Annotated in this window: 18 protein-coding genes; 8 read left to right on the top strand and 10 right to left on the bottom strand. The window is 74.3% G+C overall.

Annotated elements, in window-relative coordinates:
• Window positions 1–21: 21 nt before the first annotated feature.
• Genes ACFC0Z_RS04150 through fxsT form a run of 4 tightly spaced genes read left to right on the top strand, consistent with a single transcriptional unit; the run spans window position 22 to window position 8229 of the window.
• Complete coding sequence (locus ACFC0Z_RS04150; protein ID WP_376432518.1) at window positions 22–1014, top strand: trypsin-like peptidase domain-containing protein; 993 nt, start codon at window positions 22–24, stop codon at window positions 1012–1014.
• Window positions 1011–2543 (top strand): hypothetical protein, encoded by a 1533-nt coding sequence (locus ACFC0Z_RS04145; RefSeq protein ID WP_376432516.1) that lies wholly within the window; start codon window positions 1011–1013, stop codon window positions 2541–2543. The genes ACFC0Z_RS04150 and ACFC0Z_RS04145 overlap by 4 nt, the downstream gene beginning before the upstream one ends.
• Complete coding sequence (locus ACFC0Z_RS04140; protein WP_376432514.1) at window positions 2540–3658, top strand: AAA family ATPase; 1119 nt, start codon at window positions 2540–2542, stop codon at window positions 3656–3658. Before ACFC0Z_RS04145 ends, ACFC0Z_RS04140 begins: the two co-directional genes overlap by 4 nt.
• The gene (fxsT, locus tag ACFC0Z_RS04135) at window positions 3655–8229 is read left to right on the top strand and encodes an FxSxx-COOH system tetratricopeptide repeat protein (protein WP_376432512.1); all 4575 of its coding nucleotides are present in this window, start codon (window positions 3655–3657) and stop codon (window positions 8227–8229) included. Before ACFC0Z_RS04140 ends, fxsT begins: the two co-directional genes overlap by 4 nt.
• Window positions 8230–8280: 51 nt before the next feature.
• Here the strand turns inward: fxsT and ACFC0Z_RS04130 are convergent, their stop codons facing one another.
• The 3 genes from ACFC0Z_RS04130 to fxsA are packed head-to-tail and all read right to left on the bottom strand — an operon-like array spanning window position 8281 to window position 10978.
• The gene (locus ACFC0Z_RS04130) at window positions 8281–9582 is read right to left on the bottom strand and encodes an HEXXH motif-containing putative peptide modification protein (RefSeq protein ID WP_376432509.1); all 1302 of its coding nucleotides are present in this window, start codon (window positions 9580–9582) and stop codon (window positions 8281–8283) included.
• Window positions 9579–10757 carry an FxsB family cyclophane-forming radical SAM/SPASM peptide maturase gene (locus tag ACFC0Z_RS04125; protein WP_376432506.1) on the bottom strand — a complete coding sequence of 393 codons (1179 nt, stop codon included), beginning with the start codon at window positions 10755–10757 and terminating at the stop codon, window positions 9579–9581. The genes ACFC0Z_RS04130 and ACFC0Z_RS04125 overlap by 4 nt, the downstream gene beginning before the upstream one ends.
• A gap of 2 nt (window positions 10758–10759) precedes the next feature.
• Window positions 10760–10978 carry an FxSxx-COOH cyclophane-containing RiPP peptide gene (gene fxsA, locus ACFC0Z_RS04120; protein ID WP_376432503.1) on the bottom strand — a complete coding sequence of 73 codons (219 nt, stop codon included), beginning with the start codon at window positions 10976–10978 and terminating at the stop codon, window positions 10760–10762.
• Window positions 10979–11268: 290 nt separating this feature from the next.
• Between fxsA and ACFC0Z_RS04115 the strand changes: the two genes are divergently transcribed.
• A complete protein-coding gene (locus ACFC0Z_RS04115) occupies window positions 11269–12750 on the top strand; it encodes a chloride channel protein (protein WP_376432501.1) in 1482 nt (493 codons plus the stop codon).
• On the opposite strand, the gene ACFC0Z_RS04110 is transcribed toward ACFC0Z_RS04115, so the two are convergent.
• The 3 genes from ACFC0Z_RS04110 to ACFC0Z_RS04100 all read right to left on the bottom strand — a co-directional run bounded on the left by ACFC0Z_RS04110 (window position 12711) and on the right by ACFC0Z_RS04100 (window position 16939).
• Entirely contained in the window at window positions 12711–13142 is a 432-nt protein-coding gene (locus ACFC0Z_RS04110; protein WP_376432499.1) for a CU044_2847 family protein, read from the bottom strand. The two genes, ACFC0Z_RS04115 and ACFC0Z_RS04110, sit on opposite strands and share 40 nt — an antisense overlap.
• A 58-nt stretch (window positions 13143–13200) precedes the next feature.
• Window positions 13201–14499, bottom strand: a complete 1299-nt coding sequence (locus tag ACFC0Z_RS04105) for an amidohydrolase family protein (protein ID WP_376432497.1) — start codon at window positions 14497–14499, stop codon at window positions 13201–13203.
• A gap of 115 nt (window positions 14500–14614) precedes the next feature.
• A complete protein-coding gene (locus ACFC0Z_RS04100; RefSeq protein WP_376432495.1) occupies window positions 14615–16939 on the bottom strand; it encodes a heavy metal translocating P-type ATPase in 2325 nt (774 codons plus the stop codon).
• Window positions 16940–17200: 261 nt separating this feature from the next.
• Here ACFC0Z_RS04100 and ACFC0Z_RS04095 point away from each other — a divergent pair, with 261 nt between their 5' ends.
• Complete coding sequence (locus ACFC0Z_RS04095) at window positions 17201–18139, top strand: hypothetical protein (RefSeq protein WP_376432493.1); 939 nt, start codon at window positions 17201–17203, stop codon at window positions 18137–18139.
• Between the two features lie 135 nt (window positions 18140–18274).
• A complete protein-coding gene (locus ACFC0Z_RS04090) occupies window positions 18275–18559 on the top strand; it encodes a hypothetical protein (RefSeq protein WP_376432491.1) in 285 nt (94 codons plus the stop codon).
• A gap of 88 nt (window positions 18560–18647) precedes the next feature.
• Here the strand turns inward: ACFC0Z_RS04090 and ACFC0Z_RS04085 are convergent, their stop codons facing one another.
• Complete coding sequence (locus ACFC0Z_RS04085; RefSeq protein WP_376432489.1) at window positions 18648–19997, bottom strand: M64 family metallopeptidase; 1350 nt, start codon at window positions 19995–19997, stop codon at window positions 18648–18650.
• Window positions 19998–20112: 115 nt separating this feature from the next.
• Between ACFC0Z_RS04085 and ACFC0Z_RS04080 the strand changes: the two genes are divergently transcribed.
• Window positions 20113–21453 carry a tetratricopeptide repeat protein gene (locus tag ACFC0Z_RS04080; RefSeq protein WP_376432487.1) on the top strand — a complete coding sequence of 447 codons (1341 nt, stop codon included), beginning with the start codon at window positions 20113–20115 and terminating at the stop codon, window positions 21451–21453.
• Window positions 21454–21466: 13 nt separating this feature from the next.
• Here ACFC0Z_RS04080 and ACFC0Z_RS04075 read toward each other — a convergent pair whose 3' ends face one another.
• From ACFC0Z_RS04075 to ACFC0Z_RS04065, 3 genes are all read right to left on the bottom strand, one after another.
• Entirely contained in the window at window positions 21467–22372 is a 906-nt protein-coding gene (locus ACFC0Z_RS04075; RefSeq protein ID WP_376432485.1) for a helix-turn-helix domain-containing protein, read from the bottom strand.
• A complete protein-coding gene (locus tag ACFC0Z_RS04070; RefSeq protein ID WP_376432484.1) occupies window positions 22369–23139 on the bottom strand; it encodes a phytanoyl-CoA dioxygenase family protein in 771 nt (256 codons plus the stop codon). Before ACFC0Z_RS04070 ends, ACFC0Z_RS04075 begins: the two co-directional genes overlap by 4 nt.
• 163 nt (window positions 23140–23302) lie before the next feature.
• Window positions 23303–25291, bottom strand: coding sequence for a SpoIIE family protein phosphatase (locus ACFC0Z_RS04065; protein WP_376432482.1), 1989 nt, complete (start codon window positions 25289–25291; stop codon window positions 23303–23305).
• Between the last annotated feature and the right edge of the window lie 80 nt (window positions 25292–25371).

Raw genomic sequence — 25371 nt, 5'->3', positions numbered from 1 at the left:
GTGGGGAACGGGGGCACAGGGGTGGGACATCGGCTCGCGGAATCGTGGCGCGTTCGGATCCTGGACGCGCGGGGCACACCGGTCGGCGCGGCGGTGCTCGTGGCCGGGGGCCGGGTGGTCACCTGTGCGCACGTCGTGGAGGGGGCGCTCGGGCCCGATGACGGGGATCCGCGGGAGGCGGAGCTCCTGGTGGACTTCCCCGGCTCCCTCGCGCCCGGCGCGGCGCCCGTGCGCGCCGGGGTCGCGCCCCGGGGATGGGCGCCCTCGGACGAGGAGCGGGCCGACGTCGCGGTGCTCGACCTGTACGAGGACGCCCCCGCCGACTGCGGGCCCGCCAGGCTGCGGCCGTGCGGCCCCGCCCGCGACCGGATCGTCCGCGCCTTCGGACAGGCGGCCGGGGCGCCCGCCGGGCTGTGGGTGCGCGCGCGGCTGGTGGGATTCGGCGGACTGAGCCCCGAGTGGATGCAGTTGGAGGCCGCCGGCGAGTCCGGGGACCGGCTTCGGCAGGGCTACAGCGGGGCCGGTGTCGTCGACGGCTCCGGGGACGTGCTCGGCCTGGTCGTGGCGGAGGACACCCGCGCGGAGCGCCGTACCGGCTGGATGATCCCGGTCGAGATCGCCGTACGGTACTGCCCCGATCTGGCGGACGCGGTGGCCGGCTCCCCCGCGTACGACAACCTGTCCGACGACACTCCCGCGCCGTCGTGGCCGGCGAGCGCCGAGCGGGATCTCGCCCGGGTGCTCGTGAAGGTACGGAGCTTCGCCGATCCGCACCGCCGCGAGCGGGTGCTGCGGGACACCGGGGACGACATAGCCTTCCACGTCGAGCGGACCGGCGTCCTGATCAACGACGCGCGCGCGGTGCTCGGGCTCTGCCTGGAGTACGAGGACGGCATCGAGCGGTTCGCGGCGGCGCTGCGCTGGTACGAGTCGGCCTCCCTGCCGATGCGGGAGTTCGACCGCGAGGTCGCCCGGCTGCGTGCGCGGGGGCCCGGCGGTGGGGCCGCCCGATGAGCGGCTCCCACGATCCGTACTGGCGGCTGGCCCACGAGATGCTCCGGCTCCGGCGGTCGCTCGCGGACACCTCCTCGGCCCGCTCCGCGGCGCTGCGGCGGGTCGCGGCGGAGTGCGGGGCGGACCCGCGCGCCCCCGAGGGCGTCACCGTGGAGGCGCTCGCCCAGGAACTGGCCTACTGCGCCGACCATCCCGGCGGTCTCGCCGTCTACCTGGAGGAGTTCTCCCGAGGCCACCAGAAGACGGCCAGCTGGCGGGAGGTGGACCGGCTGCACCGGCAGCTCTTCCCCGCGGACCTCCTGGAGCGGCACCAGCGCCAGTCCCTGCTCGACCTCCTGGAGTCCTGCGAGCAGGCGCCCCGGCTGCGTTCCCTCGCTCTGCGCGTCCTGCACGAGTCCGGTGCCGGTCCGGCCTCGCCCCAGGACTGGGGGCCCGGCCGGGGCCACGAGGACTGGCGGGACGAGATCGCCGCGCTCCTGGCGGTGTTCGAGGACCTGCCGTACGGCTGGACGGACGAGCCGCACCCCCTGCTCGTCCTCGTCGAGACCGTGGCCGTCCTGGAGGACACCCCCCTCCGGGCCGGACTGCACGCCTGGAGCGCACGGGTCGCCGCCCATCTCGGCTGTGGCAGTCCGCGGCGGCTCGCCGGGCTGCGCGCCCAGGTGGCCGCCCGGGCGGGCCGGCCGCTCTCCCCGTACCGCCTGCTCGTGGAGATCACCTCCCGCACGCCCGTACCCGACGTCTACACCGTGCGGACCTGGGTGCTGTCACCCGGTGCGGACGGGGCACTGCCGTACGGCGAGCCGGTGCGGCACGCCTCGCGGGCCGCGCTGGAGGAGGAGGTCGCGGGACGCTACCTGTCCTGCGTGCGGGAGCTCGGGGAGCTCAGTGCGGGGATGGTGGTGGAGTTCCTGCTGCCGAGGCCGCTGCTGTGGCTGCCGGTGGACCAGTTCATGGCCTGGCCGCCGGACTCGGTGCCCAGGCCGATCGGCGCCGACCACACCGTCCTGGTCCGCAGCCGGGACCGGTGGGCGAAGCCGCACTGGCGTCCGCGGCTCCACGAGCGGTCCGACGTCCTCACCACCGCCCCGGACACCGCCTTCGACTCGGCCGCCGTGCGCGTGGTGCCGTACGGAGAGCGACTGCTGCCGGTCGAGCTGCTCCGGCAGCTGCGCCACGACCGCGAACAGCTGGGCTGGCTGTTCCTCGAACCTCCGCCGTACACCGGAGGATTGGAGGGCGATGCGGTCAACATGCTTCTGGAGATGGGGATTCCGGTGATCGTGGCCGTGCGCGAGGTGGGCGGCCATCCGGAAGCGGAACGCAAGACACGAAAGATCCTGGCCGGGAGGCTCATGGAACTCCCCGAGCGGGTAAGGATGGTGAGGGGAGAAGTGGGGCCCGACGCGGAGGCGTTCTCCGTTCTGGACCTGCATCGCCACATCAGCCTAGTGTGGGACGGCCGTGACGGACTGGAGGGGGCGGACGCCGCGCTGGGGCATCCGCCGACCGGGGGTGGCTTGCCATGAGCGGGACCGTGGACCGCGCGACGGACGGCACGGGCGAGGACGCCTCGCGCGCTGACGGGGCCGACGGGTTCACCGCCCCCGACTGGTGGGTCTTCCGGGACACCGGTGAGCACCGCTCACCGCGGGACGAGGCGCTGCCCAAGCTCCCACCACCGCCGACCTGGCGCCGTTTCCGGCCGGAGTCCGAACGCGGCCCCCTGACCGCCCCCGTGCCCGCCGACGGCCACGGCACCCGACGGCGGCTCGGCAGGCGGCGGGGCGGCACGCTGGACCCGAAGGTGCTGCACGTCGTGAACGCCGCGATCCACCTGCGGCGCCCGCTGCTCGTCACCGGCGCCCCCGGCACCGGGAAGTCCACCCTCGCCCACCAGATCGCCTCCGAGCTGGGCCTCGGCGGGGTGCTGTGGTGGCCGGTGGTCAGCCGCACCACGCTCCGCGACGGTCTGTACGACTACGACGCCATCGGTCGCGTCCAGGACACCCCGCCGCCGGGACGCCGCTCCCCCGCCGGGGACGGGCCACCGCCGGGCATCGGCCGCTACCTCACGCTCGGCCCGGTGGGGACCGCCCTGCTGCCGTGGCAGCGGCCTCGGGTGCTCCTCGTCGACGAGCTGGACAAGAGCGACGTGGACCTGCCCAACGACCTGCTGCACATCTTCGAGGAAGGCGAGTTCCGCGTCCCCGAGCTGGAGCGGATCGCCCAGTCGCAGCGCCAGGTGGAGGTGGCCACCGCCGACCACGACCATCGCGTCACGGTCACGGCGGGCCGGGTGCGCTGTGCCGAGTTCCCCGTCGTGGTGATCACCAGCAACGGGGAGCGCGACTTCCCGCCCGCCTTCCGCCGCAGGTGTCTGGAGGTGCGGATGCCCGCGCCGGACGGGCAGCGGCTCGCCGCGATGGTCGCCTCGCACTTCGGCGGGGCCCCCGACGAGCGGACGCGGGAGCTGGTGCGGGAGTTCGTGGAACGGCGGGGCGACACGGCCGACCTCGCCGTCGACCAGCTGCTGAACACGGTGCACATGCTCACCAACGGTGCCGCCGACGCGGACGGAAGCTCCTGGCGGCACCTGCGCGACGCCCTCTGGCGGAACCTGTCCTCGGACCTCTCACCATGACCGGACCCGCGGGCTCCGCAGAGCCCACGGCCCGCGAGTGGGCGGAGGCGATCTGGCTCGCGGAGGTCATCGGAGAGGAGGAGGGGCCGCCGGGCCCCGACCGTCACTCCGGCCGCCATGAGGTGGGTGCCGCCGCCCCACACGTCGGCGCGGGGGCGGGCACGGGGGCCGGCACCGAGGTGGACGCGCCGGGCATCGGCGACGGTACGGATCACGCCACGGCCCCGGCCGCGGACTCGGGCACCGCCACGAGACAGGGCACGAGACCGCCCACGAGACCTCCCACGGAATCGTCCCCCGTGAACGACTCCCCCGCCCTCGGCACCGGCGCCACCGGCCCGGCCGTCCCCGACGGTCAGGTGCCCGCCGTTCCCCGGATGTCCCACACCCTCTCCTCCGGCCGCGGCGCCGTCTCCGGGGAGGAGTTACCCGGTGCCCTCCGGAACCCCCGGGATCTGTCCCGGGCCCTGCGGCCGCTCAACCGCCGCCTCCCGGGCGGGGCCCGTCGGCGGGTGCTGGACGAGGAGGCCACGGCGGTACGGGCGGTCGAGACCGGCCACTGGGACCCGGTGCTCACCCGGCCGCCCGACCGCTGGTTCGAGGTGGCGCTCGTCGTGGAGCGCAGCGTGTCCATGACGGTGTGGCAGCCCGTGGCCCGGGCTTTCGCGGAACTGCTGCGCACGCAGGGCGCGTTCGCCGACGTACGGCTCTGGACGCTGGACACCCGGGACGGCAAGCACGCGGTGCTGCGCTCGGCCGACCAGGGGTTGCGGCACAGTCCCGCGGAGCTGTTCCATCCGGACGGGCGCCGGATCGTCCTGCTGATGAGCGACTGCGTGGGCGACGCCTGGGCGTGCGGAGCCGTACCCCGTCTGCTGCACACCTGGGGCAACCGCGCGCCGGTCGCCGTGCTGCAGCCCCTTCCGACGCACCTGTGGGATCTCTGCGAGGGCGTGCCGAGGGAGCTGCGCGTCCGCGCCTCCGCGCCGGGGCTGCCCAACGCCCGTCTGGAACTCCTGCGGCACGGACGGTGGGAGCGGCCGCGCGACAGCGGCCCCGCCGATCCGCTGCCCGTCCCCGTGCCCGTACTGGAGCTGGAGCCCGACTGGATCGCGGGGTGGGCCCGGATGGTGACCGGGGGCGCCCTGCCCTGGGCCGAGACGACCTCGCTGCTGATGGACGACAAGGGGCTCACGGCACACTGCCTGCCGCCGTTCTCCTGGGAGGAGCGGCGCCGACCGGTGCCTCCGGATCTGGCGGTACGGCGGTTCCTGCGGCAGGCCTCGCCGGCGGCGCGACGGCTCGCGGCCCGGCTGGCGATGGTGCCGCTGCGGCCCGAGGTGGTGGAGGCGGTGCGCCAGGGGCCGACGGCGGTCGGCGGACCGCTGCCTTTCGCGGAGATCCTGCTGGGCGGGCTGGTCACCTCGCGCACCACCGCCGGTCCGGGCGGGACCGGTGAGGAGTACGCGTTCGAGTTCCTGGACGGGGTGCGCTCCCTGCTGCTGCGCGGCCTCGGCCGCACCGAACTGCTGCGTACCCTCCAGGAGACCTCGGCGCTGGCCGGACGCGCGGTCGGAGCCCGGCCGGACCTGTTGAGCACCGTGATCGGCAGCCGCGAGGAGCTCGACGCGGACAGCCTCACCGATCTGGACCGCGAACTGCTCGACGCCGCGGGGCCCGCGCTCCGCGCGCTCGGTCCGCCCTATGGCGCGGTGTGGAACCCGGTACGAGGGACGACGCCGTTCGGTCCGGTCACCACCGGGGAAGAGGTGACGCGGGAGGAGGGCCCGGCAGGGGTACCGGCAGCGGATCCGGCAGAGGTATCGGCAGGGGATCCGACGGACGAACCACGCCCCGGGAGCGAGGCCGGAACACAAGCCGAAGACGCCCTCGACAACGACACGACGCCCCCGAATGCAAAGGACACCAGCAGCATGGAACCCCCATCGGCGGGCGGCACCGCACCGGAATCCTCGCCCCCCGTCACCGCCCCCGGCACCGAACCCGGCGGCACCGGCACCACCCCCGGCTCCGGCTCCGGCGGCGGACCGGGACCCTCGGTCCCGTCGCCCCCCGACCAGTCCCGTTCACCCCGGTCCGTACCTCTGCCCAACCCGCACTTCGCCGGACGCGAATCCGAACTCAACGAACTGCACCGGCAGTTGGGGTCGAGCACCAGGGCCGCCGTCCTGCCGCACGCGCTGCACGGCCTCGGCGGCGTCGGCAAGACACAGCTCGCGCTGAAGTACGTCCAGCTGCACCGCCACGAGTACGACCGTGTCTGGTGGATCGACGCCGAGCAGCCCGCCGTGATCCGGGCCCAACTGACCATGCTCGCCCCCGAACTCGGCCTGGTGCCCGACCCGCAGAGCGACACGGTGGCCCGCGTACTGGCCGCGCTGGCCTCTGGCGCGCCGCACAGCCGCTGGCTGCTGGTGTTCGACAACGCGGGGCAGCCCAACGAGGTCATCCCGTACCTGCCGTCGCTGATCGGCGACTCCGAGGGGACCGGGCGCATCCTCATCACCTCGCGCCACGCCGGCTGGTCGGACCGGGTCCTCGCGACCAAGGTGGACGTCTTCACCCGTCCCGAGAGCCGGGCCTTCCTGCGGGCGCGCGCGCCCTGGGCAAGTCCGGAGCAGGCGGACCAACTGGCGGAACTCCTCGGCGATCTGCCGCTCGCGCTGGAGCAGTGCGCGGCGCTCCAGCGCCAGACCGGCATCGCGGTCCCGGACTTCCTGGCGATGATCGAACAGCGGCGGGCCGAGGTGCTGGCCGAGGGCGTCGACTCGATCACCCTGCCGGTGGCGACGGTGTGGCGCGCCTCCATGGACACCCTGTCCGCCCAGACGCCGGGCGCGCTCGAACTCCTGCGCCTGCTGGCCTTCTTCGGGCCCGAGCCGGTCGCGCAGACCTTCCTGCACGACGCCCGCATGCTGCCGTTGCCGCCGGCGCTGATGCGACTCGCCCGCGACCCGCTGGCCCGGGGGCGTACCATCCGGGCGATCAACCAGTTCTCGCTGCTCACCGTCGACAACGTGGCGGGAACGGTGCAGATGCACCGGCTGGTGCGGGCGGTCCTCCAGGACGAGCTGTCGGCGCGGGAGCAGAGCGACATGCGCCACCTGGTGCACCAGGTCATCGCCGCGCACGATCCGGGGGACACCGACCGGCCCGAGCACTGGCGGAACTACGCCGACATCCTTCCGCACCTGGAGCCGACCGGGCTGCCGCACTGCGAGGACCGGCACATCCGGGACACCGCCATCCACCTGATCCGCTACCTGCTGGCGCGGGGCGTGCTGCGCGGGGCGGCGCAGCTCGGCGAGCGGATCAGCACGGACTGGCGGTCGCTCCTCGGCGCGGACGACCTCCAGACGCTGTGGGCGACGCGCTACTGGGCCAGCGCGCACTGGCAGTTGGCGGAGTTCGCCACCTCGCGGCCGCTGATCGAGGACGTGCTGCGGAGGCTGCGGGAGACCGTGGGCGACGACCACGAGTACACGCTCGCGGCCGCCGGCGCGCTCGCCGCGGACCTGCGGACGGCGGGCCGGTTCGCGGACGCCATGGCGCTGGACGAGGACGCGTACCGACGCAGCGTGGACGTGTACGGGGCGGAGGATCCGTTCACCCTGCGGGCAGGCCACAACTACGGGGTGAGCCTGCGGGTCAACGGGCGCTACGGCGAGGCGCTGGACCTCGACCGGCGCGTCTACCGCGACCGCCGCACGGTCCTCGGACTGACCGCGAGCTCCACCCTCTTCTCCGTCAACAACGTGGCCCGCGACATGCGCGAGTGCGGCGAGTACGCCGCCGCGCTCGAACTCCAGGAACAGACGCTCGCGCAGTACCGCGCGCAGTACGGCGACCGGCATCCGCACACCATGCGGGCGATCAAGAACATGTCGGTGACCTGCCGCAAGGCCGGCGGATTCGAGCGGGCGCGGAGGCTGGCCGAGGAGGCGCTCGACCTGTATCTGGACATCTTCGGGGCCCAGCACATCGACTCGCTGGCCGCGTTCGCCAACCTCGCCAACGACCTGCGGCTGACGGGCGACACGGAGGCCGCCGAACGGCAGGGCGCACAGGCCGTGGAGCGGTACCGGGAGGTGCTGGGCGCCGAACACCCGCTGACGTACGTGGCCGCCGTGAATCACGGGGCGGCGCTGCGCGCGGTGGGCAAGTTCCCGCAGGCGCTCCGGCTCGACCAGGCGACCGCCCCGGGGCTCGAACGGGCGCTGTACGAGACGCACCCGTGGCCGCTGCTCGCCCACGTCAACCTGGCAACCGGGATGGCCAGGACGGGCGACCACGAGGCGGCGCGCGACCTGGGCGCACGGTGTGCCCGGACCCTGGAGGAGCGGTACGGGGACCGGCACCCGGCAACGCTGGCCGCCCTGTGCAACCTGTCGCTCGACCTCGTGTCCTGCGGCGAGGAGGAGCGGGGCACCGAGCTGCTGGCCTCGGTGGTGCGCCGCTACCACGACACGCTGGGGCCCGATCACTGGGAGACGCTGTCGGCGGAGGCGGGGCGGCGGGCGGAGTGCGACATCGAGCCGCCCCCGCTGTGAGGTCCGGGCGCCCCTTCCCGTGAAGGGGCGCCTGCCCCTGAGGGGCCTTCTTCACGGGAGCGGGCACCGGTCCCCCTCCGCCCAGGAGGCGAGCACGGCCCGCAGGGCCCCGAGCAGGACCCGGCCGTCCTCCGTCGTCCAGTCGTCATGGGCGGTGAGGACGGCCAGGGCGGCCGCGGCGGTGCGCCTCCAGTGCTCGTACGGCCGCCGGGCGGCGGGGTTGCCGTGCCGCAGTTCGGTACGCCAGAAGCCCGCCGTGACGAGGAAGGCGGAGCCGCCGTGGAGCAGCGCGGCGGGAGGCCGGGGCCGGTCGCTCCAGGGGGCGTCGGCCCGCGCGCCGGGTGGGGAGTCGAGCAGGTCGACGAGGTCCGTCGCGGCATAGAGCAGGGAGTGCTGGGTCTCGTGGACGAGATCCGCGGCGAGTTCGACCGGGTCGTCGACCGGGGAGAGCGCAACCAGCCCCGCCGCGTCACCGAACGAGGCGCTGCGCCAGCCGGTTGCGTCCTCCCCCGTGAGCGGCACGAGCACGCGCAGCACCTCCGCCACCGTCTCCGCCCGCTCGGGGTGACGATCCGTCAACACCTGCCAGGAAGCGTCCAGTCGACGGGACCAGCCCGCGTGCTCGGCAGGCGACAAGGGGCGGGGAGGCAGGGCCGTGGGGCCGCCGAGTCTCAACGGGTCGAGGCTGTCGAGCCGTACGGTGGTCCGCGCACCCAGCCGTACCCGCGGGAGGGGGAACCAGCCCTCCGCACCATCGGCGCCGTGGATGGCCACGGGCCGCTCACCACCGTCCCGTACGACCAAGGCGCCGGTCCCGTCGCGCAGGACGGTGGCGGTGAGGGGACCGGGCTCCGGGAAGAGGACGGCGCCGAGCCCCGGCAGGACCAGCGTCGCACCGTCCGCGACCGGCACCGCGACCCGGAAGCCGATCCCGGCGCGCAGTGCCGCCGCGGCGGCGAACCGGGCGAGCCCGGCGGCGGGTTCGCCGTCGGTGTCGCGGACCGATCCGCCCTCGGTGTCGTGCGCGGCTCCGCCCTCGGTGTCGTGCGCGGCTCCGTCCTCGGGGCCGCGGGGCCCGGCGTGGCGTCCGAGCCACGCGCCGGCCTCCGGACCGCCGAGTACGTCGGCGAAGACCTCGGGCCGGGCCCGGCGGACCTCGGCGAGCAGGGCCACGGCCGCCGCCCATCGCGGATCGGTCCGGTGCCGCCGGTGGGCGACGCGGAGCAGCAGGAGGTTGCGGTTGCGGCGGGCCGTGCGCAGGGCGGCGAGAACGGCCGGACCCGGGACCCCGGCCGCCAGGGATCTCCAGAGGTCCTGCGGGGAGACGGGCGGGGACGGAGGGTGAACACTCACCCGCCGCGCCCCGCACCGGACGGGACGTCGGCGGCGACGGCCTTCGCCACGTGTCCGATGAAACGGGCGAGGTCCGGGCAGTACACGGACGGGTTGTCGTGGCCCGCGCCGCCGGACCCCTCGCGGTAGCGGTGCGGATAGTGCCCGCCGCCGCACACGGCGACCAGCGGGCAGGCCCGGCAGCCCGCGCAGAGGCCCGCCCGGCCTGCCTGACGGGCCGCCACACCCGGGTGGCGGAGCAGCGCGTCGAACGGGTCGCGGTGCACGCTGAGCCCCGTCCGGTCGGCCCCGTCGTACGTCGTCTTGAGGTGGTCGGAGAGCGTCAGCGATCCGTCGGTGTCGATCACGGCGAGCCGGCTCGGGGCTCCGCCGATCGCCTCGCTGCCGGAGTCGCCGCCGAGGAGCAGGTCGATCACCGATTCGAAGAGGGTGACGCGTGGCGCGCGGCCGGCGCTGCCGTACCAGCGGTCGAAGACGGGGACGAGCCAGTCGGCGTACGGGGTGCGGGTGGGATCGGGGACGCGGCCGGGTGGGGGGACGGTCCAGTTGCCGAGCGGCAGGATGAGGGTGAGGGCGGGCGGATCGTACGAGAGCAGGTGCTCGTACGTGGCGAGCGGGTCGGTCGACGGGTCGACCGTGGTGAGCAGGCCGGCCCAGAGCGGCCGGTGTTCCGGGCGGGCGAGCAGGCGCAGCGCACCGGCCACCCGGGCGTGGCTGCCTCGGCCGGCCGGATCCCGGCGGTGCCGGTCATGGGCGGCGGGCGGGCCGTCGAGACTGACCCCGATCCGGATGTCCTCGGCGCGGCACAGCCTCAGGAGCGTCTCGTCGAGGAGGGTCCCGTTGGTCTGGAGAGCCACCTCCGCACGGGTGGTGGCGGGCAGCGCGATCCGCAGTCCGCGGACGAGACGGGCGAGGAACTCCCCACCCGCGAGCAGGGGTTCGCCGCCGTGCAGGATGACCCGGACGGAGGTCAGCGCGTGATCGCGGGCGTGCTCGGCGATCCGCCGGACGACACGCCCGGCCGTCGCCGGGGACATGCCGACCGGTTGGGAGCGCCAGCCCCGGTCCGCGCTCTCGTACACGTAGCAGTAGTGGCAGGCGAGGTTGCAGCGGCTGTGCACCTTGACCAGGAACTCCCGGAACGGGAGGGGCGGTCGAGGGTGAGCGGGCACCACGGTCACGGCGTCGGGTCGTCGGTGGGTACGGCGGACGAGTCGTAGGCGGCGATCGGCGCCTCCTCGGCGGCCAGCCGGTCGAGGACCCGCCGGGCGGCGCGGGCCAGCACGGGATTCGGCGCGTCGAGAAGCTCCTCCAGCGACAGCCCGGCGAGGTCGGGAAGCGCCGCGAGATCGGGCGGTACGACGTCCGGACCTCGCTCACGTGGACCGGCCCTCATGCGCTCCCCCTGTCGCGCTCGTGTCCCGCATCCCGCCGTGCGGGCTCGTCCCCGTGTTCATGGCCAATCATTGGCACGGCCAAACAGATGGCCGATCGTCGGCGGTGCGATCGAGACGGCCGACCGGTCGGCCGAACCACCGCGTCGACGGAGCACGCTCATCCCCTCACCTGGGCCACAATGCTAGGCGACACCGCACGAACGACCCGGGGGATCCGATGAGTTGGAAGAGAAGGACCGCAGGCCCTCGCTCCACCGCCGGGCGCCCTCTGCCACGGTCCGTGGCCCGGTTGTTCCCCTCTCCTGAGGCCCCGGCGGACCCGTTGTCCCGCTGGATCGCGCCGGCCCTGCTGATCGGCGCGGTGGCGGGCCTCGGCGCGGTGGCCCTGTTCGGGCTGCTCCACCTGTGCACCGTGCTGCTCCTCGAGGACCTCGCCGGATTCCGCCCGTATCTGACCTCCGCCGAGGGCGGTCCTCGCGAACTGGTCGCGTCCGAACGCCCCTGGGCCGTACCGCTGGTGGCTGCCGGAGGCGCGCTGCTCGCCACGGCGTTCGCCGTCTGGCTGGCCCCCGAGGCACGCGGGCACGGCACGGACGCGGCGATCGCCGCCGCGCACCACGACCCCACGGGAATGCGCGGCCGGGTCACGGTGGTGAAGCTGGTCGCGTCGGCGCTGACCATCGGCTCCGGCGGATCGGGGGGTACGGAGGGGCCCGCCGCGCAGATCTCGGCGGCGTTCGGTTCGGTGATCGCGCGCCGTACCGGCATGTCACGCCGACAGGCGCGTACCGCTCTGATGATCGGACTCGCCGCGGGCGTCGGCGCGATCTTCCAGGCGCCGCTGGGCGGGGCGCTGCTCGGCGCGGAGCTCCTGTACCGCAGGGACATGGACGCGCGGGTGCTTCCGAAGGCGCTCGTGGCGGCCTGTGCGGGGTGGCTGGTCTTCGGCGCGTTCCACGGCTTCGCACCCGTCCTCGGACGGCACGGGGCGGACGGGCCGGGCTTCGGCCTGGGCGACCTCGTCCTGATCGCCGTGACCGGGCTGCTGTGCGGCCTGGCCGGACGGCTCTACACGGGTGCCTTCTACGCCGTGCACCTGCGCGCCGAGGCCCGTGTGCGGTCCGTACCGGCCAGGATCGCCGCGCCGGTGGCCGCCGCGCTGCTCGTGGGGGTCCTCGGGCTGCTCGTGCCGGGGGTGCTGGGCACGGGGTACGGCCTGATGCAGGCGCTCACCGACCGCGAGCTCGTCGCGGGACTTCCCGTCCTGCTGCTGCTCGCCATCCCGCTCGCGAAGATCGCGGGCACGGCCCTGACCGTCGGCTCCGGGGGCTCGGGTGGCATCTTCGGGCCGTGCATGGTCGTGGGCGCGGGAACGGGCGCACTCGCCTGGCGCCTGGGCGAGGCGCTGCACCTGCCGTCGGCGGGACCGCTCCCGTACGTGGTCGTGGGCATGGCGGCCTGCCTGGGCCCGGTGGCCAACGCCCCGCTCGGGGTGCTGGTCATGGCCACGGAAATGGTCGCCGACGCCTCGCTCCTGGCCCCCGGGATGCTGGCGGTCCTGTGCGCGTCGGCGGTGACGGGCCGTACGACGCTCTACCGCAGCCAGGAGGACCGCCGCCCGGCGGAGACCTCCGGGGCCGAAGGCGTACCGCCCGAGGGTCCGCCTACGGGCGGCCCGGCGTCCAATCCCGTCACCGATCCCGTCACCGGTCCCGTCGTCCCGCCGATGGCTCAGCCGCCGTCGGCCTCCCCGGCCCGCGCCTCCGACTGATCCCCGCCGTCACTCGCGCCCGACGCGGCCTCGGCCTCCTCGGCACGTGGCACCTGCTCGCCCCGCTCCCAGACCATCTTGACCTTGAGGTGCCCCTCGACCCCGGTCCGGGCGATGACCGCACCGGTCTCGACGTTGAACTTCACCCCGAACTCGAGCTCCACGGTCGACGGCGGCGCGGGCAGCCACACCATCCGCTCCAGCGTCCGCCCGGCCATCTCGCGGATCCGGTCGATCCCCTCCTCGAACCGCCCCGCCGCGACCTCCACGGCCCCGTTCCCCGACCGGTCACGGCTCCGGGCCCGGACGATCTCCGGGTCCTGGTCCTCGAAGGCCACGTACACCGCGGCTTCCCCGCCGCCGAGTTCGAACCGCGCCAACTCCTCCGGCATGTCTCCCCCTCCGAACCGAGCCCCTCTGCCCGGCAGTTCATCGTACGGCGCGACATCCCTACGGGACGAGGTCGGGCAGGCCCGCGCCGGTGAGAACCCCGGCCCGGTCGATGGCGACGCGCCCCTCCTTGAGCACGGCGTGCACCTGGGCCGGGTCGGCGAGGGAGTCGATGTCGTCCAGGGGGTTCGTGCCGCAGACGACGAGGTCGGCGGCCTTGCCGGCGACCAGACTGCCGGTGCTGTCGCCCACGCCGCAGAGTTCGGCGGCATCGGAGGTGGCCGCCCGGATGGCCTGGAGCGGCGTCATGCCGCCGATGTGTACGAGAAGTCCGAGCTCCTTGAGGTTCTGGCCGTGGGCGGCGATCAGACCCGCGTCGGTTCCCATCACGACCCGGATTCCGGCCGCCACGGAACGGGCAACGGACTCCTGGGCGACCCGGTGCCAGTGCACGGCCTTCGCGTGTACGGCCGCCGGCACGGTGGAAGGGTCGGGGTCCGCCATGGTCTCCAGGAGGGTGGGCACGAGGAACTGACCGCGTTCGGCCATCTCCGCCCGGAGTTCGTCGGTGAGCGCGTAACCGTGCTCGATGCTGTGGACTCCGGAACGGACTGCCGCGGCGATCCCCGCCTCCCCGATCGCGTGCACCGCGACGGGAAGGCCGCCGTAGGACTCGGCCTCCTCCACCGCCGCACGGATCATCTCTGCCCGCAGCCCCAGCCATTCGGGCTGGTCGTGCGGGGAGGTGACTCCTCCGCTGGCGGCGAGCTTCACGCAGTCGGCGCCGGCGGCGACGAGTTCGCGTACACGGGTGCGGATGTCGTCGACGGTGTCCACGATGCCGGAAGGGCTGCCGGGAAGGGCTACGGCGGCGGCGAGGGCGTCGATCCCGCTCGGGAGGCGGAAGTCGGCGTGCCCGGCGGTCTGGCTCAGCATGCTCACCGCGACGAGGAGCCGTGGCCCCGCGATGCGGCGTTCGGCGACCGCGCGTCGGAAGCCGGCGTCGAGGCCCATGAGGTCGCGTGCCGTGGTCACCCCGTTGTGCAGGGTGACGCGGAGCCGTTCGATCACCTTCAGCGTCCGGTAGCTGACGGGTTCGCCCGCACCTGCCAACGGGCTCTCCACCGGACCCGGCAGCGCGAAGTGCACGTGCGCGTCGATGAACCCCGGGCAGACGGTCCTCCCACCGAGGTCCACGCGGATCGCGTCACGCAGGTCCGGATCGTCCGGCGCCTCGTGGGCAGGGCCGCACCAGCGGATGAGGCCGTCCTCGATCACCAGGATCCCCTCGGCGACCGGCGGGGCGCCCGTGCCGTCGACGATCCGGGCGTTGTACAGGACGACAGGGAGGGAAGGCACGGTGATCCTTGGGGTTCCGGTTCCGGGCGACGGTGACGCGATCCTGCCACGGCGGCCCCCCGGTCCCGGGGACCTCGGCATCGTGCCGCGGGGCCGGGACACGGAGCCCGGCGGGTCACCGCGCCAAGGAGAAGAGGCTCTCCTCTTGGTGAGCGAAGTGCAGGCGCAGGACGGCGGCCAGGCCGTAGAGGCAGGCGCGGAGGTCGTCCGCCTGGTCGTCGTGGAAACCGCCGCCCTGACGGTCGGCCTGGTGGAGGTGGGTCTCGATGCGGATGGCGAGGCCGTGGATCTCGGCGTGGGAGCGGCTCATGGTGGCGGTGACGTCCTCGCCTCCGAGGGCGTCGGCGAGCGCGGGGTAGAGGAAGTGTTCCTCGGCCCGCTCGTGCGGCAGGAGTCGTTCCCGCAGGAGCCGGTCGACGTGGCGGACGGCGTCGAGGGCCTCGGGGCCGGTGGTGCGGCAGAGGAGGTCGGCGGCGTCCTGGACGGCCTCGCCGACGTCGCGGAGGTCTTCGTGGTCGGCGGCGAAGTCCCGCAGGAGTCCGTCGGTCTCCGCGTCGAGGGGCTGCGGCTCCTCGGGCCCGGGGCGCAGGGCGCGCAGGGCGTTGAGGATCACGGCGATGTCGATGGCCTGCTGGAGCAGGGCGCCGGCGGCGGGCGGCAGGACTCCCGCGGCGGCGGCGCACATCGCGGCGAGGGAGAGGAGCATGCCGCCGAGGGCGCTCTGCACGGCGATGCGCCGGGCCCGGACGGCGATGGCCGTGGCGTCCGCGAGCCGGTCGACGCGGTCGGCGGTCAGCACGATGTCGGCCGCCTCCGAGGACGCGCTCGCGCCCCGGGCGCCCATGGCGACTCCGACGTCGGCGGCGGCGAGGGCGGGCGCGTCGTTGACCCCGTCGCCGACCATGACGGTCACGGCCGACCGCTTCTCGGACCGGACCGCCTCGACCTTGTCCCGCGGGGACTGGTGAGCCCGTACCTCGTCGAGTCCGACGAGCGCACCGATCTCCCGGGCGGGCTCCGCGCGGTCTCCGGTGAGCATCACCAGGCGCTCCACGCCCGCCGCCCGGAGGCGGCGGATCATCCGGGGAGCGTCGGGGCGCAGGGGGTCCTTGAGGAGGACGACTCCGGCGAGCGTGCCGTCGACGGTCACCCAGGCGAGGGCGGCGCCCTCCAGCGCGGCACGGTTCTCGGCGCGGCGGGCCCAGTCCGGCAGGGGGTCGGCGTCGGTGCGGCCCACCTGGACGGCGTGGCCGTCGAGCATACCGGAGACCCCTCGGCCGGGCTCCTCCGCGACGGTGTCGGGGGCCGACAGTTCCAGCCGCCGGGAGCGGGCCTCCGCGACGACCGCCTCGGCGAGGATGTGGGGCGAGTACTGCTCCACGGAGGCGGCGGTGCGCAGGAGCTCGGAGGAGGACGCTCCGGGGGCGGTGATCACCTGGACGACGCGGGGACGTCCGGCGGTGAGGGTTCCGGTCTTGTCGAGGAGGACGGTACGCGCCCGGCCCAGCGATTCCAGGGCGGCTCCGTCACGGACGATCACGCCGCGACGGGCCGAGCGGGCGATGCCCGACAGGATGGCGATGGGCGCGGCCAGCAGGAGGGGGCAGGGGGTCGCCACGACGAGGACGGCGACGGCCCGTACCGCCGAGCCGCTGATGATCCATGCGAGACCCGCCATCAGGAGGGCGATGGGAAGGAACCAGGCGGCGTAGCGGTCCGCCAGCCGGACCACGGGCGCGCTTTCGGCGGCGGCCTGGCGGGTCAGTTCGATGATCCCCGCGTAGCTGCTGTCCGCCTCGGTCGTCGTGGCGCGGAACTCGAAGGAACCGCCGGCGTTGAGGGCGCCGCTGCGTACGAGGTCGTCCCGGCCGAGTTCGGCCGGATGCGGCTCGCCGGTGAGGACGGACTCGTCCAGGACGGCGTGCGGCGACAGCAGCCGGCCGTCCGCGGGCACCACTTCGCCCGGTCCGACCACGAGGACGTCGTCCACGGCGATCTCGGCCAGGGCCACGGTGTCGACGCGGTCGCCCACCCTCCGTCGGGCGATGCGCGGGGCCCGGGCGACGAGCGCGCGGACGTCGCGGGTGGCCCGGTGCACGGCGGCGGCATCCAGGTAGTGGCCGACGGTGACCATCAGGGCGATCAGCGCTCCGGCGAGGTACTCGCCGGTGCCGAGCGTGCCGACGAGGGCCAGCACCGCGATCAGGTCCACTCCGGTCCGGCCGCGTCGCAGCGCGGCGATCACCCAGGCCAGGGAGGGCACGGTCGCGATGACCGTGGCGCCGATCCAGGCGGCCGAGGCCACCTCCTCGGCCCCGGCGAGACGGGCGGCCGCGCCGACGGCGGTGGCGAGCAGCGTGGCGACGAGGAGCGCGCCGTGGCCCCGGTGCGCACGGTCGGTGGGCTCCCGGGCCTCTGCGGGGCGGGGGGACGGAGTCATGGGACGGGGACCCTTCTGTCGGTGCGGGATCTCGTCCATGGGACTACGGCCGGTGTGACCGGGACCACGGACGTCGTGACGTCGTTCCGGGGACGCAGGTCCTCACCGGTGGGGACGATGGCCCTCGTTTCGGCGGGCACGGGCCGCGCGGGGACCGGGTGGAACCTCCCTTGCCCCTCCCGAGTGGCGGCGCCGCTCGTGCGCGACACGGCGGACGAGTCGTCCCTCCGGGTAGCGGGCCACGATGAGAGGGTGGCCCTCGTGGAGGAACCGCCTGCCGACGCCCCGGAGTCCGCGCTGACCCGTTTCGTGCTGCGGGCAGCCTTGGCGGATCCGGGTCACCTGCCCGAACTCCTCGCCAACTTCGCCGTCCACCGCCTCGGACGGCGCGCCGACGCCTCGGTGGCCCGCGCCCGGGCCGCCCACCCGGAGGCCGGTGAGGCCGAGCTGCGCACGATGGTGATCACGCGGGGCCGACGGGTCAGCCAGAGCGAGGGTGCCTTCGTGGGCGGTCCGCTGATCGTGCTCGCCCCGTTCGCGTTCTGCGCGGCGCTGCTCACCCAGAGCCGGATGATGCTGGAGCTGGGGGCGCTGGCCGGGCGGGAGGCGACCGATCCGGCCCGGGCGGCCGAGCTGCTGGTGATCCAGGGCGTGTATCCGGACGAGGAGCGGGCCGCCGCCGCGCTGGCGGACGCCGCCGTGAAGGCGCGGCCCGACACGTCCCCCGGTCGCGCCGCCGCGCTGGTGATCCTGGTGAAGCGCATGGCGTACCTGCTCGGCATCGTCACCCCCGATCCGCGGCCGGTGTCCGTGGCCGTCCGCGTCTGGCGGTGGGTGCTGGTCGGGGCGGTGCTGCTCGTCGGCTTCGTCGCCCCGCTGGTCTGGCTGCCCTACCTCGGCTACTCCTACCACCGCGCGACGCAGGACCTCGGCGAACGGGCCTCCCGGTACTACCTGGGCGAGACCGTCTCCCCGTCCGAGGACGCCACCCGGGCCCGGCCCGCGCTCGTGGGCGGCATCCTCAACGCGCTGCTGTCGCTCCTGGTGCCGATCGGCACGGTGGTGTTCCTGGTCCTCGCCGACGTACGGCTCATGGGCAGCCAGTACCCGGCGATCGTGGTCGCTCTGGTCGTGCTGTCCATGGCGGTCAACGTGGCCTGGTACCTGCGCCGCCGGCGCCGTCGCAGGGCGGATTCCTGACTGCCGGGCCCGTGGCCCCGAGGTGGCGGCCTCGACGGACCTTCCCTCGCCGCTTCGGCGCACATCCGACCGCGTACGGCGTAGTGAGCCCCCGGCCCGGATGCGAGGTGGTTCCGGCCATTGGATGGTGGGGTCATGGACCAGAACCATCACCCGTCCCATCGGTCGATCGAGATCGACACCCGGCTCGTCGCGACCGGTGCCGTGCTCACCGCGGCCGGTGCCGTAGTGGCTTGCACCGGCATGGTCATCGGGGCCTTCGCGTTGTTCTCGGCCGGTCGACGCGCGATCCGCGACATGAACAGGCCCACGGCCCAGCAGGCGGCCGCGAAGTGGCTCCAGGCCAAGGAGGCCTCCCGGGCCGGCATTCAGGCCTGGCAGTCCGCGGCCGACACCAGGAACGGGTCCCTTGCCGGCTAGAGGATGCCGGCTGGAGGACCGGTTCAAGGACGCACGAGCGCCCGGCCGGGCTCGCAACCGAGCCCGGCCGAGCTCCGTCCGGGGACCGTCAGCGCAGACGCCACGTCAGTGAGTTGCTCGTCGCCGTGCGGACCGCGGGGTCGCGGACGGCCGCCGTGGTGTCGGTCACCGTGGCCGTGACCCGCTGACCGCCGCGGACCGCGCCGAGTTCGGCGGGGGTCACCGACAGGTCCCCCGTGGCCCAGGTGACCGGCTTCCCGTCGACGTACCAGGTCAGGACCGGGCTCGCCAGGCCGGAGACCGGGGCGAGCTGGACGGCGATCGCCTGGTTCGGGCCGACCCGTGTGCCGGTGGGCACGGTCGAGGTCAGGGCGTCCGCGTAGGTGTAGAAGCCCTTGATCATCGCCTCGCGTCCGACGTGGTTGAACCGCGTGGAGGTCAGGGTCCGCATCAGGGAGGTGCTGGTCGGGCGGTAGACGCCCGTCTCGTAGTAGTCGCCGCCCTCGTAGGTGCCGATCACGGAGCCGGTCGGGTCCTGCTCGCCCAGCCAGCGGTACCACTTGCTCGTGCCGAGGGCGGCGGTGACGGAGATGTTGGTGCTGGCGGACGAGGGGTACGGGTAGGCGCCGTAGCCGGCGTACTGGTACTCGTCGGCCAGCAGGCCTATCGAGTGACCGAGCTCGTGGGCGCCTATGAGGTACGACTGCGGGTTGTCGGAGGACATGGTCGCGATGCCGCGGTACGACGCTCCGCTCGGCGGGGTGTCGAAGCTGTAGCCCGCGCCGCCGTACTTGGTGGAGTTGGCGATGACGAAGACGATGTCGGAGGCCGGCGCCTGGGCGGCGTACGTGGTGACCTTCGACGTGTCGAGGCAGAGCAGCCGCTCCGTGCCGTCGCAGAAGAAGTAGGAGCTGAGGGCCGTGTTCCGCACGACTCCCGCGGTCGGGTCGCCGGAGACGCCGGACTCGGCGGAGGCGGCGTCCACCAGCCAGATGTTGAACAGTCCGCGGTAGCTCGCGTACGGCTCGACGGCGAAGACCGCGTCGAGCGTGGCCCGCGCGTCCGCGTGGAAGTCGGCCTGCTGCCCGGCGGTGTAGCCGTCGCCCATGACGACCAGGTCGAGACGCCCGGAGACCGGCCCGGTCTCCTGGACGGGCGTGACCGCGGCGGCGGTCGGGGCGGGCGCGGTCGCCTTCGCGGACGCGCGGCCGGTGATTCTCGCCGGGGCCTGGGCCGGGACCCTCTTGTGCCGGGGCGTGGCTCCCGGGCCGTCGAAGTACTCGACCTCGTGCGTCGCCACCGGTCCGGAGCCGGCGGCGGCGCCGGGCTCCGCTCCGGCCGCGTCGGCGCCGGCCGTGCCCGCGCCCGCGAGGAGGGCGGCGGCGGTGACGGCGGCGGAGACGATCCAGCGGGTGCGGGCAGATCCGTGTCTGGGCACGAAGACCCCTCTCAAGCAGTGAGTTAACTGTGCTTAACTGGCCGCTTAAATTAGAGGGTTCGGCGTCGGGGGCACAAGGGCCCGGGCGGAGGGAGGCGCTGGCATGATGGGGCGCATGGCGAAGCGGGACGACCCCGAGACGATCGGCCGGAGAGTGCAGCGGCTGCGGCGCGAGCGCGGGCTGACACAGCGGCAGCTGGCCGAGCCCTCCTACACGCCCGCCTACGTCTCCACCCTCGAGGCCGGCCGGGTGCGCCCCTCCGACGAGGCGCTGCGCCACCTCGCCGACCGGCTCGGCGTCGCCTTCGAGGAACTCGCCACCGGACGGCCCGCCCACCTCGCCACCGACCTACGGCTCCGGCTCACCGAGGCGCAGCGCGTCCTCACCGACGGCGAGGCCGAACAGGCCCGCCTCCAGTACACCGAGCTGCTGGCGGAGGCCGTCACCCACGGGCTCGTCGACGAGCAGGCCACCGCGCTGCTCGGGCTCGGCGAATGCGGTCTCGACACCGGGGACCTCACGGCCGCCCGCGAGCACTTCGAGCACGCCGAACAGACCCTGGCCGAGTCCTCGCTGCCCGCCCGCGTCCCGGCCCGGCGCGGCCGCGCCGTCGCCCACTACCTGACCGGCGAACTCCGCTACGCCGTCTACCTCCTGGAGTCCACGCTCGAGGAGATCAACCACACCGGGCTGCACGACCCCGACGCCCTGCTCCTGCTGCACACCGCCTTGATCAACCCGTACATGGACATGGGCGCGCAGGCCCGCGCCGCCCAGGCCGCGGAGCTGGCGCTCGCCCTCGCCCCCCAGGCCGGCGACCCGGCGCTGATCGCCCGGATGCACCGCTCGGTCGCCCGCACCCTGCTCGCCGAGGGCAGGGTCGCCGAGGCCGACGCCTCGCTCGCCAAGGCCGCCGAGATGTACCACCAGCTGAAGATCCGTACGGAGCTCGCCAACTGCCGCTGGATGCGGGGGTACGTGTACGCGCAGAACGGCGAACTCTCCAGCGCGGAGGAGGAGTTGCGTGCTGCCCTGGCCATGCTCACCTCCCGTCGCGCCACCCTCTACAGCAGCCAGGTCGCCGTGGAGCTCGCCGACGTGCTGCACCGGCGTGGCGAGTCCGAGGAGGCCTCGGACCTCCTCCGGGGGGTGCTCGACGGTCTCTCCTCGGAACGCGGCGCGGTCCACGCGGCCGCCGCCCACCGGCTCCTCGGCATCATCGCCGAGGACGCCCACCGCACCGAGGAGGCCGAGGAACACTACGTCCGCGCGCTGAGTCTCCTGGAACGGGCGGGCGCCGCCGGTGACCTCGCCGATCTGTGCCGGCTCCTGGGTGATCTGCTGCGCCGCACCGGCCGGGTGGACGCGGCCCTCGACGCGTACCGCACGGGTCTCGGCCACCGCACCGCCGGCACCACCACGCTCGGCCCGGCCCCCGCGCAGCCCTTCCTGTAGGGCGGCGTCGGCGTCACAGGTGCAGGGTGCCGTTCAGGGCCCGGTGGGCGAGGGGCGAGTGGCCGTACGCGCGCCGGAACGCGGTGCCGAAGGCGCGGACGTCGGCGTAACCGCAGGCGTGGGCCACCTCCGTCACCGAGGTGCCGGAGTCCAGGAGCAGGACCGCACCCAGGTCGAGCCGCATCCGGCGCAGGGTCGCCATCAACGAGCCGCCCGTCTCCCGCCGGAACAACCGCTCGGCGTGACGTGCCGACAGATGGACGGCGGCGGCGATCTCCGGGACCGTCACGGGCCGGGACAGGTGGTCGGCCAGGTAGCGCCGCATCTCCGCCACCTCGGGCGACAGCCGGGGCGTCGCGGGTGAGGGCGTCCACAGGTCCTCCTCGGCCGCGAAGGCGCGCGCGGTGTCCACCACGAGTGCGGCCCCGAGGCCCGAGAGCACGGACTCGTACCCGGACCGCACCGGCGCCGCGTGCTCGGCGAGCGCGGTCACCAGGGACGGCAGCGAGCCGATACGCCGTGACACCGTCGGCTTCGTGGTGTCGGTGAGCCCCGACCACCACCCCCGTTCCCCGGGGCCCGGCCCGTCCTGCCCGGCCCGGAGCGCGAAACTCCAGAAGGCGATGCCCAGGGGCTCCGTACGGCTCGACTCGATCTCGTGCTCGTCGCCCGGCCGTGCGAGGAAGACGTCACCGGCACCGACGTCGTGGTGCCGCGCGCCGGTGCTGAACCGCCCGGCTCCGCTGTAGGCGAGGCAGACCTCGTAGAAGGAGTGCCGGTGGCGGTAGTTGCGCCACGGCGACGTCGGGTAGAAGCCCCAGCTGAAGAAGTCGACCTGGAAGGCCCCGGCCTGGCAGGTCCGGAGCACACCACTCAGCTCCGTGAACGAGCCGGCCCGGACCACGTCCTCCAGGCTCAACCGGTCCTCCTGCCCGTGGGGTCGACGCCGGCCAGCATCATGCCCTGCCCCCGCGAATGCTCGTGCGCCCGTACCGCCGGCGGATCCGCCGGGTCCCTGAACTGTACGAGCCAGGTGGTGCGGGCCTCGTCGCCGCGGTTGACGCCGGAGGCGTGGACGGTCAGGTACGAGAAGAAGAGCACGTCGCCGGCCTCGGCGGAGAGCGGCACGGTCGTCTCGAACGGCACGTCGGGAAGGTGGTAGCCGCCGTCCTCCAGGTGTTCCAGGGGACCCTGGCGGTGGCTTCCCGGCAGGATCCGCACGCAGCCCTTCTCCTCCGGCGCGTCGTCCAGGTGGAAGATCGCGGCACCGACGCGGTGGTGGGTGTGCGGGAAGAACGGGTGGTCCTGGTGCGGAGGGAACGGCGACCCGTTCTCCGGCGGCTTCACGAACAGCTTGGTGTGGTGCAGCTGCACGTTCGGCCCACCGAGCACCGCAGCGGCGACGCGGGTGAAACGCTCGTCCGTCAGGAGCCGCGAGAACGCCGCGGAGTGGAACTGCACGTCGTGCAGGTGCCGCAGCCGGGTCGGTGCTCCGGCCGCGAGACCGGCCGCCGAGTCCCACGTCGCGTTCTCGTCGTCGTCCAGCCTGTCCAGCACCTCGTGGGCGGACTGGCGGCAGGCGGCCGCCTCCTCCCTGCTCAGCAGCCCCTTGACGAGCACGTACCCGTGCTCGTCGTAATGGCCGGCCAGAGCCGTGAGGTCGGCCGTTCCCGATGTCGTCGTCACTGTCCTCGTCCTCCGATCCGCCCGGGCGACGCGCGGCCGGGTTCGGGAACGACACTAGGTATCCGGCCCGTGCCCGCCGTAGACCCGTGACGGACGGCGGTGTTCGCGAGACGGACATGATCCCCTCACGCCGAAGCGGTGCCGGGCCCGGCGTCCGCCGTGGTCACTCCTCGCCCAGTTCGGCCCAGACGGTCTTGCCCTCGTCGCTGTGCCGGACGCCCCAGTTCTCGGCCAGGGTGGCGCAGATGAGGAGTCCTCGCCCGCCCTCGTCGACGGCCTTGGCGTGACGGAGGTGCGGTGCGGTCCGGCCGGCGTCGGCGACCTCGCAGACGAGGGTCCGGGGAGTCCTGATCAGCCGCAGGGTGATCGGCTCGGCGCCGTAGCGGACGGCGTTGGTGACGAGTTCGCTGACGACGAGCGTCACCGTGAACGGGTCGGCGGGGTGGTTCCACCGCCGGAGCCGTTCCTCGACGTGCGTGCGCGCCTCGGCGACGGCCGAGACGTCGGAGGGGACGGCCCATTCGGCCAGTTCGTCCGGCGGAAGGTGTCGCGTTCTGGCCAGCAGGACGACACGGTCGGGCGCCAGGAGTCCCGCCACGGCGTCCGCCATCGTCTCCACGTCGCGGTCGGGGACGTGGAGGGCGCCGACGAGGTCCTCGGTACGGGGGGCGCCCTCGCCCGACGTGGCCGGGGAGACCACGCAGAGCGTGCTGCCCTCGGGCAGGACGTGTGTCGCGCACGCGAACGGCGGGCCCTCCGCGCCGAGAAGCGGTCCCTCGTCGACGGGCCGTGTGTCGATCGAGCCGTCGGGCCGGACGACGGCGATCAGTGAGGTGCCCGCGCGGGCGAGGTCGAGCCGGCCGTTGACGGGGTCGTGGACGGCCAGGGTGCAGTGAGCCGTCGGCCGGTCGCCGTCCGGCCCGTTCGCGTGCTCGGCGGCGAGGCGGAGCGTGGTGCTGTGGAGGCGGGCGAGCAGCTCGTGCGGGTCGAGGTCGAGGGTGCTGAGGCTGTGGACGGCGGTCCTGAGCCGGCTCATCGTCGCGACGGCGCTGAGCCCCGCGTTCTCGACCTGTCCGACGACGAGCGCGACCCGCGCTCCCGGGAGGGGGATGACGTCGAACCAGGCGCCCTCGCCGCTGCCGCCCTCGCCGCCACCCGGGCGGTGTCGCTGAGCCACGTCCACGGCCGCGTGCGTGGCCGCGTCCTGGTGCAGCGGCCAGCTCTGCAGTGCCGTGGTGATCACGTGTTCGCGGGTGAACCGCAGGGCGTTCTCCAGGCATGTCGCCGCGCGGGTCACGATGCTGTCGACGAGGTCGACGTCGTCCTCGCCGTACGGTTCCGTTTCGGCCGACCGCCGGAAGGCGACGGCTCCGAAGATCTGCCCTCGTACGGTGAGCGGGGCGACCAGGCTGCTGTCGGAGGGTCCGTCGTCCGGTGCGTGCGGGAGGAGGACCGCCTCGGTCGGGAGTTCGTCCCCGAAGATGCCCGGCAGGAGGGCGGCGCCCGGCACGGGGACCGGCGGGCCCGTGTCCGTACGGGCCGCCGCCGCGCAGCGCAGCAGCGGGGCCGGCTCGCGGGACCGCAGGCCCGGCTCCCGGCCCTTCAGCACGGCGTCGGTGAGGGCGACGACGACGGAGTCGGCGAAGCCCGGCAGCACCACGTCGACGAGTTCCCGGGCGGTGCGCTCCACGTCGAGGCTGGTCCCGATCCGTTCCTGCGCTTCGCGCAGCAGCCTCAGCCGGGCCCGGGCGCGTTCCCGCGCGGTGACGTCGGTGCTCGTGACGACCAGGCCGAGCACCTGCCCGTCGGCGTCCTGGAGACGGTGGGCGGAGGCGGAGAAGACGTGCGGCACCCTGGGGTCGCCGACGGGGTGACCGGTGACGAGGAGGTTCCGCGCCGGAAGGCCCGTGGCGAGCACGGTCCGCAGCACGTCCGGGTCGACGCGCACCCCGGCCAGGGCGTACGCCTGCACCGCCGGCAGGCCGAGGAGCCGGTCCGCGGGGATTCCGCGGATCCCCACGGCGACCGGGTTGACCCGGACGACGCGCAGCCGGGTGTCCAGCACGTGGAGGCCTATGTCGGACTGGGTGAACAGCGCGTCCAGGACGGCGTCGTCCCCCGGCCTCGGGTCCGCGCGGTGAGACGTCGTCACGGGTTCCGCTTCCACGCGTACCTCCCATTTCCCGGGCCGAGGCGGTCTCCGAAGGGGTGGCGCGCGGCGACCACGCCCCC

It is taken from the genome of Streptomyces sp. NPDC056144 (assembly GCF_042264145.1).
In the GTDB taxonomy this organism is placed as follows: Bacteria; Actinomycetota; Actinomycetes; order Streptomycetales; family Streptomycetaceae; genus Streptomyces.
Note: the sequence above shows the minus strand (reverse complement) of the source record. Positions and strands in the feature narration are given on the sequence as shown.

What these genes read in the sequence shown, in the direction of transcription:
- ACFC0Z_RS04145 (WP_376432516.1), top strand. Translation starts at nt 1,011, where the DNA reads ATGAGCGGCTCCCACGATCCGTACTGGCGGCTGGCCCACGAGATGCTC.
- ACFC0Z_RS04140 (WP_376432514.1), top strand. Translation starts at nt 2,540, where the DNA reads ATGAGCGGGACCGTGGACCGCGCGACGGACGGCACGGGCGAGGACGCC.
- fxsT (WP_376432512.1), top strand. Translation starts at nt 3,655, where the DNA reads ATGACCGGACCCGCGGGCTCCGCAGAGCCCACGGCCCGCGAGTGGGCG.
- fxsA (WP_376432503.1), bottom strand. Translation starts at nt 10,978, where the DNA reads ATGAGGGCCGGTCCACGTGAGCGAGGTCCGGACGTCGTACCGCCCGAT.
- ACFC0Z_RS04110 (WP_376432499.1), bottom strand. Translation starts at nt 13,142, where the DNA reads ATGCCGGAGGAGTTGGCGCGGTTCGAACTCGGCGGCGGGGAAGCCGCG.
- ACFC0Z_RS04100 (WP_376432495.1), bottom strand. Translation starts at nt 16,939, where the DNA reads ATGACTCCGTCCCCCCGCCCCGCAGAGGCCCGGGAGCCCACCGACCGT.
- ACFC0Z_RS04090 (WP_376432491.1), top strand. Translation starts at nt 18,275, where the DNA reads ATGGACCAGAACCATCACCCGTCCCATCGGTCGATCGAGATCGACACC.
- ACFC0Z_RS04080 (WP_376432487.1), top strand. Translation starts at nt 20,113, where the DNA reads ATGGCGAAGCGGGACGACCCCGAGACGATCGGCCGGAGAGTGCAGCGG.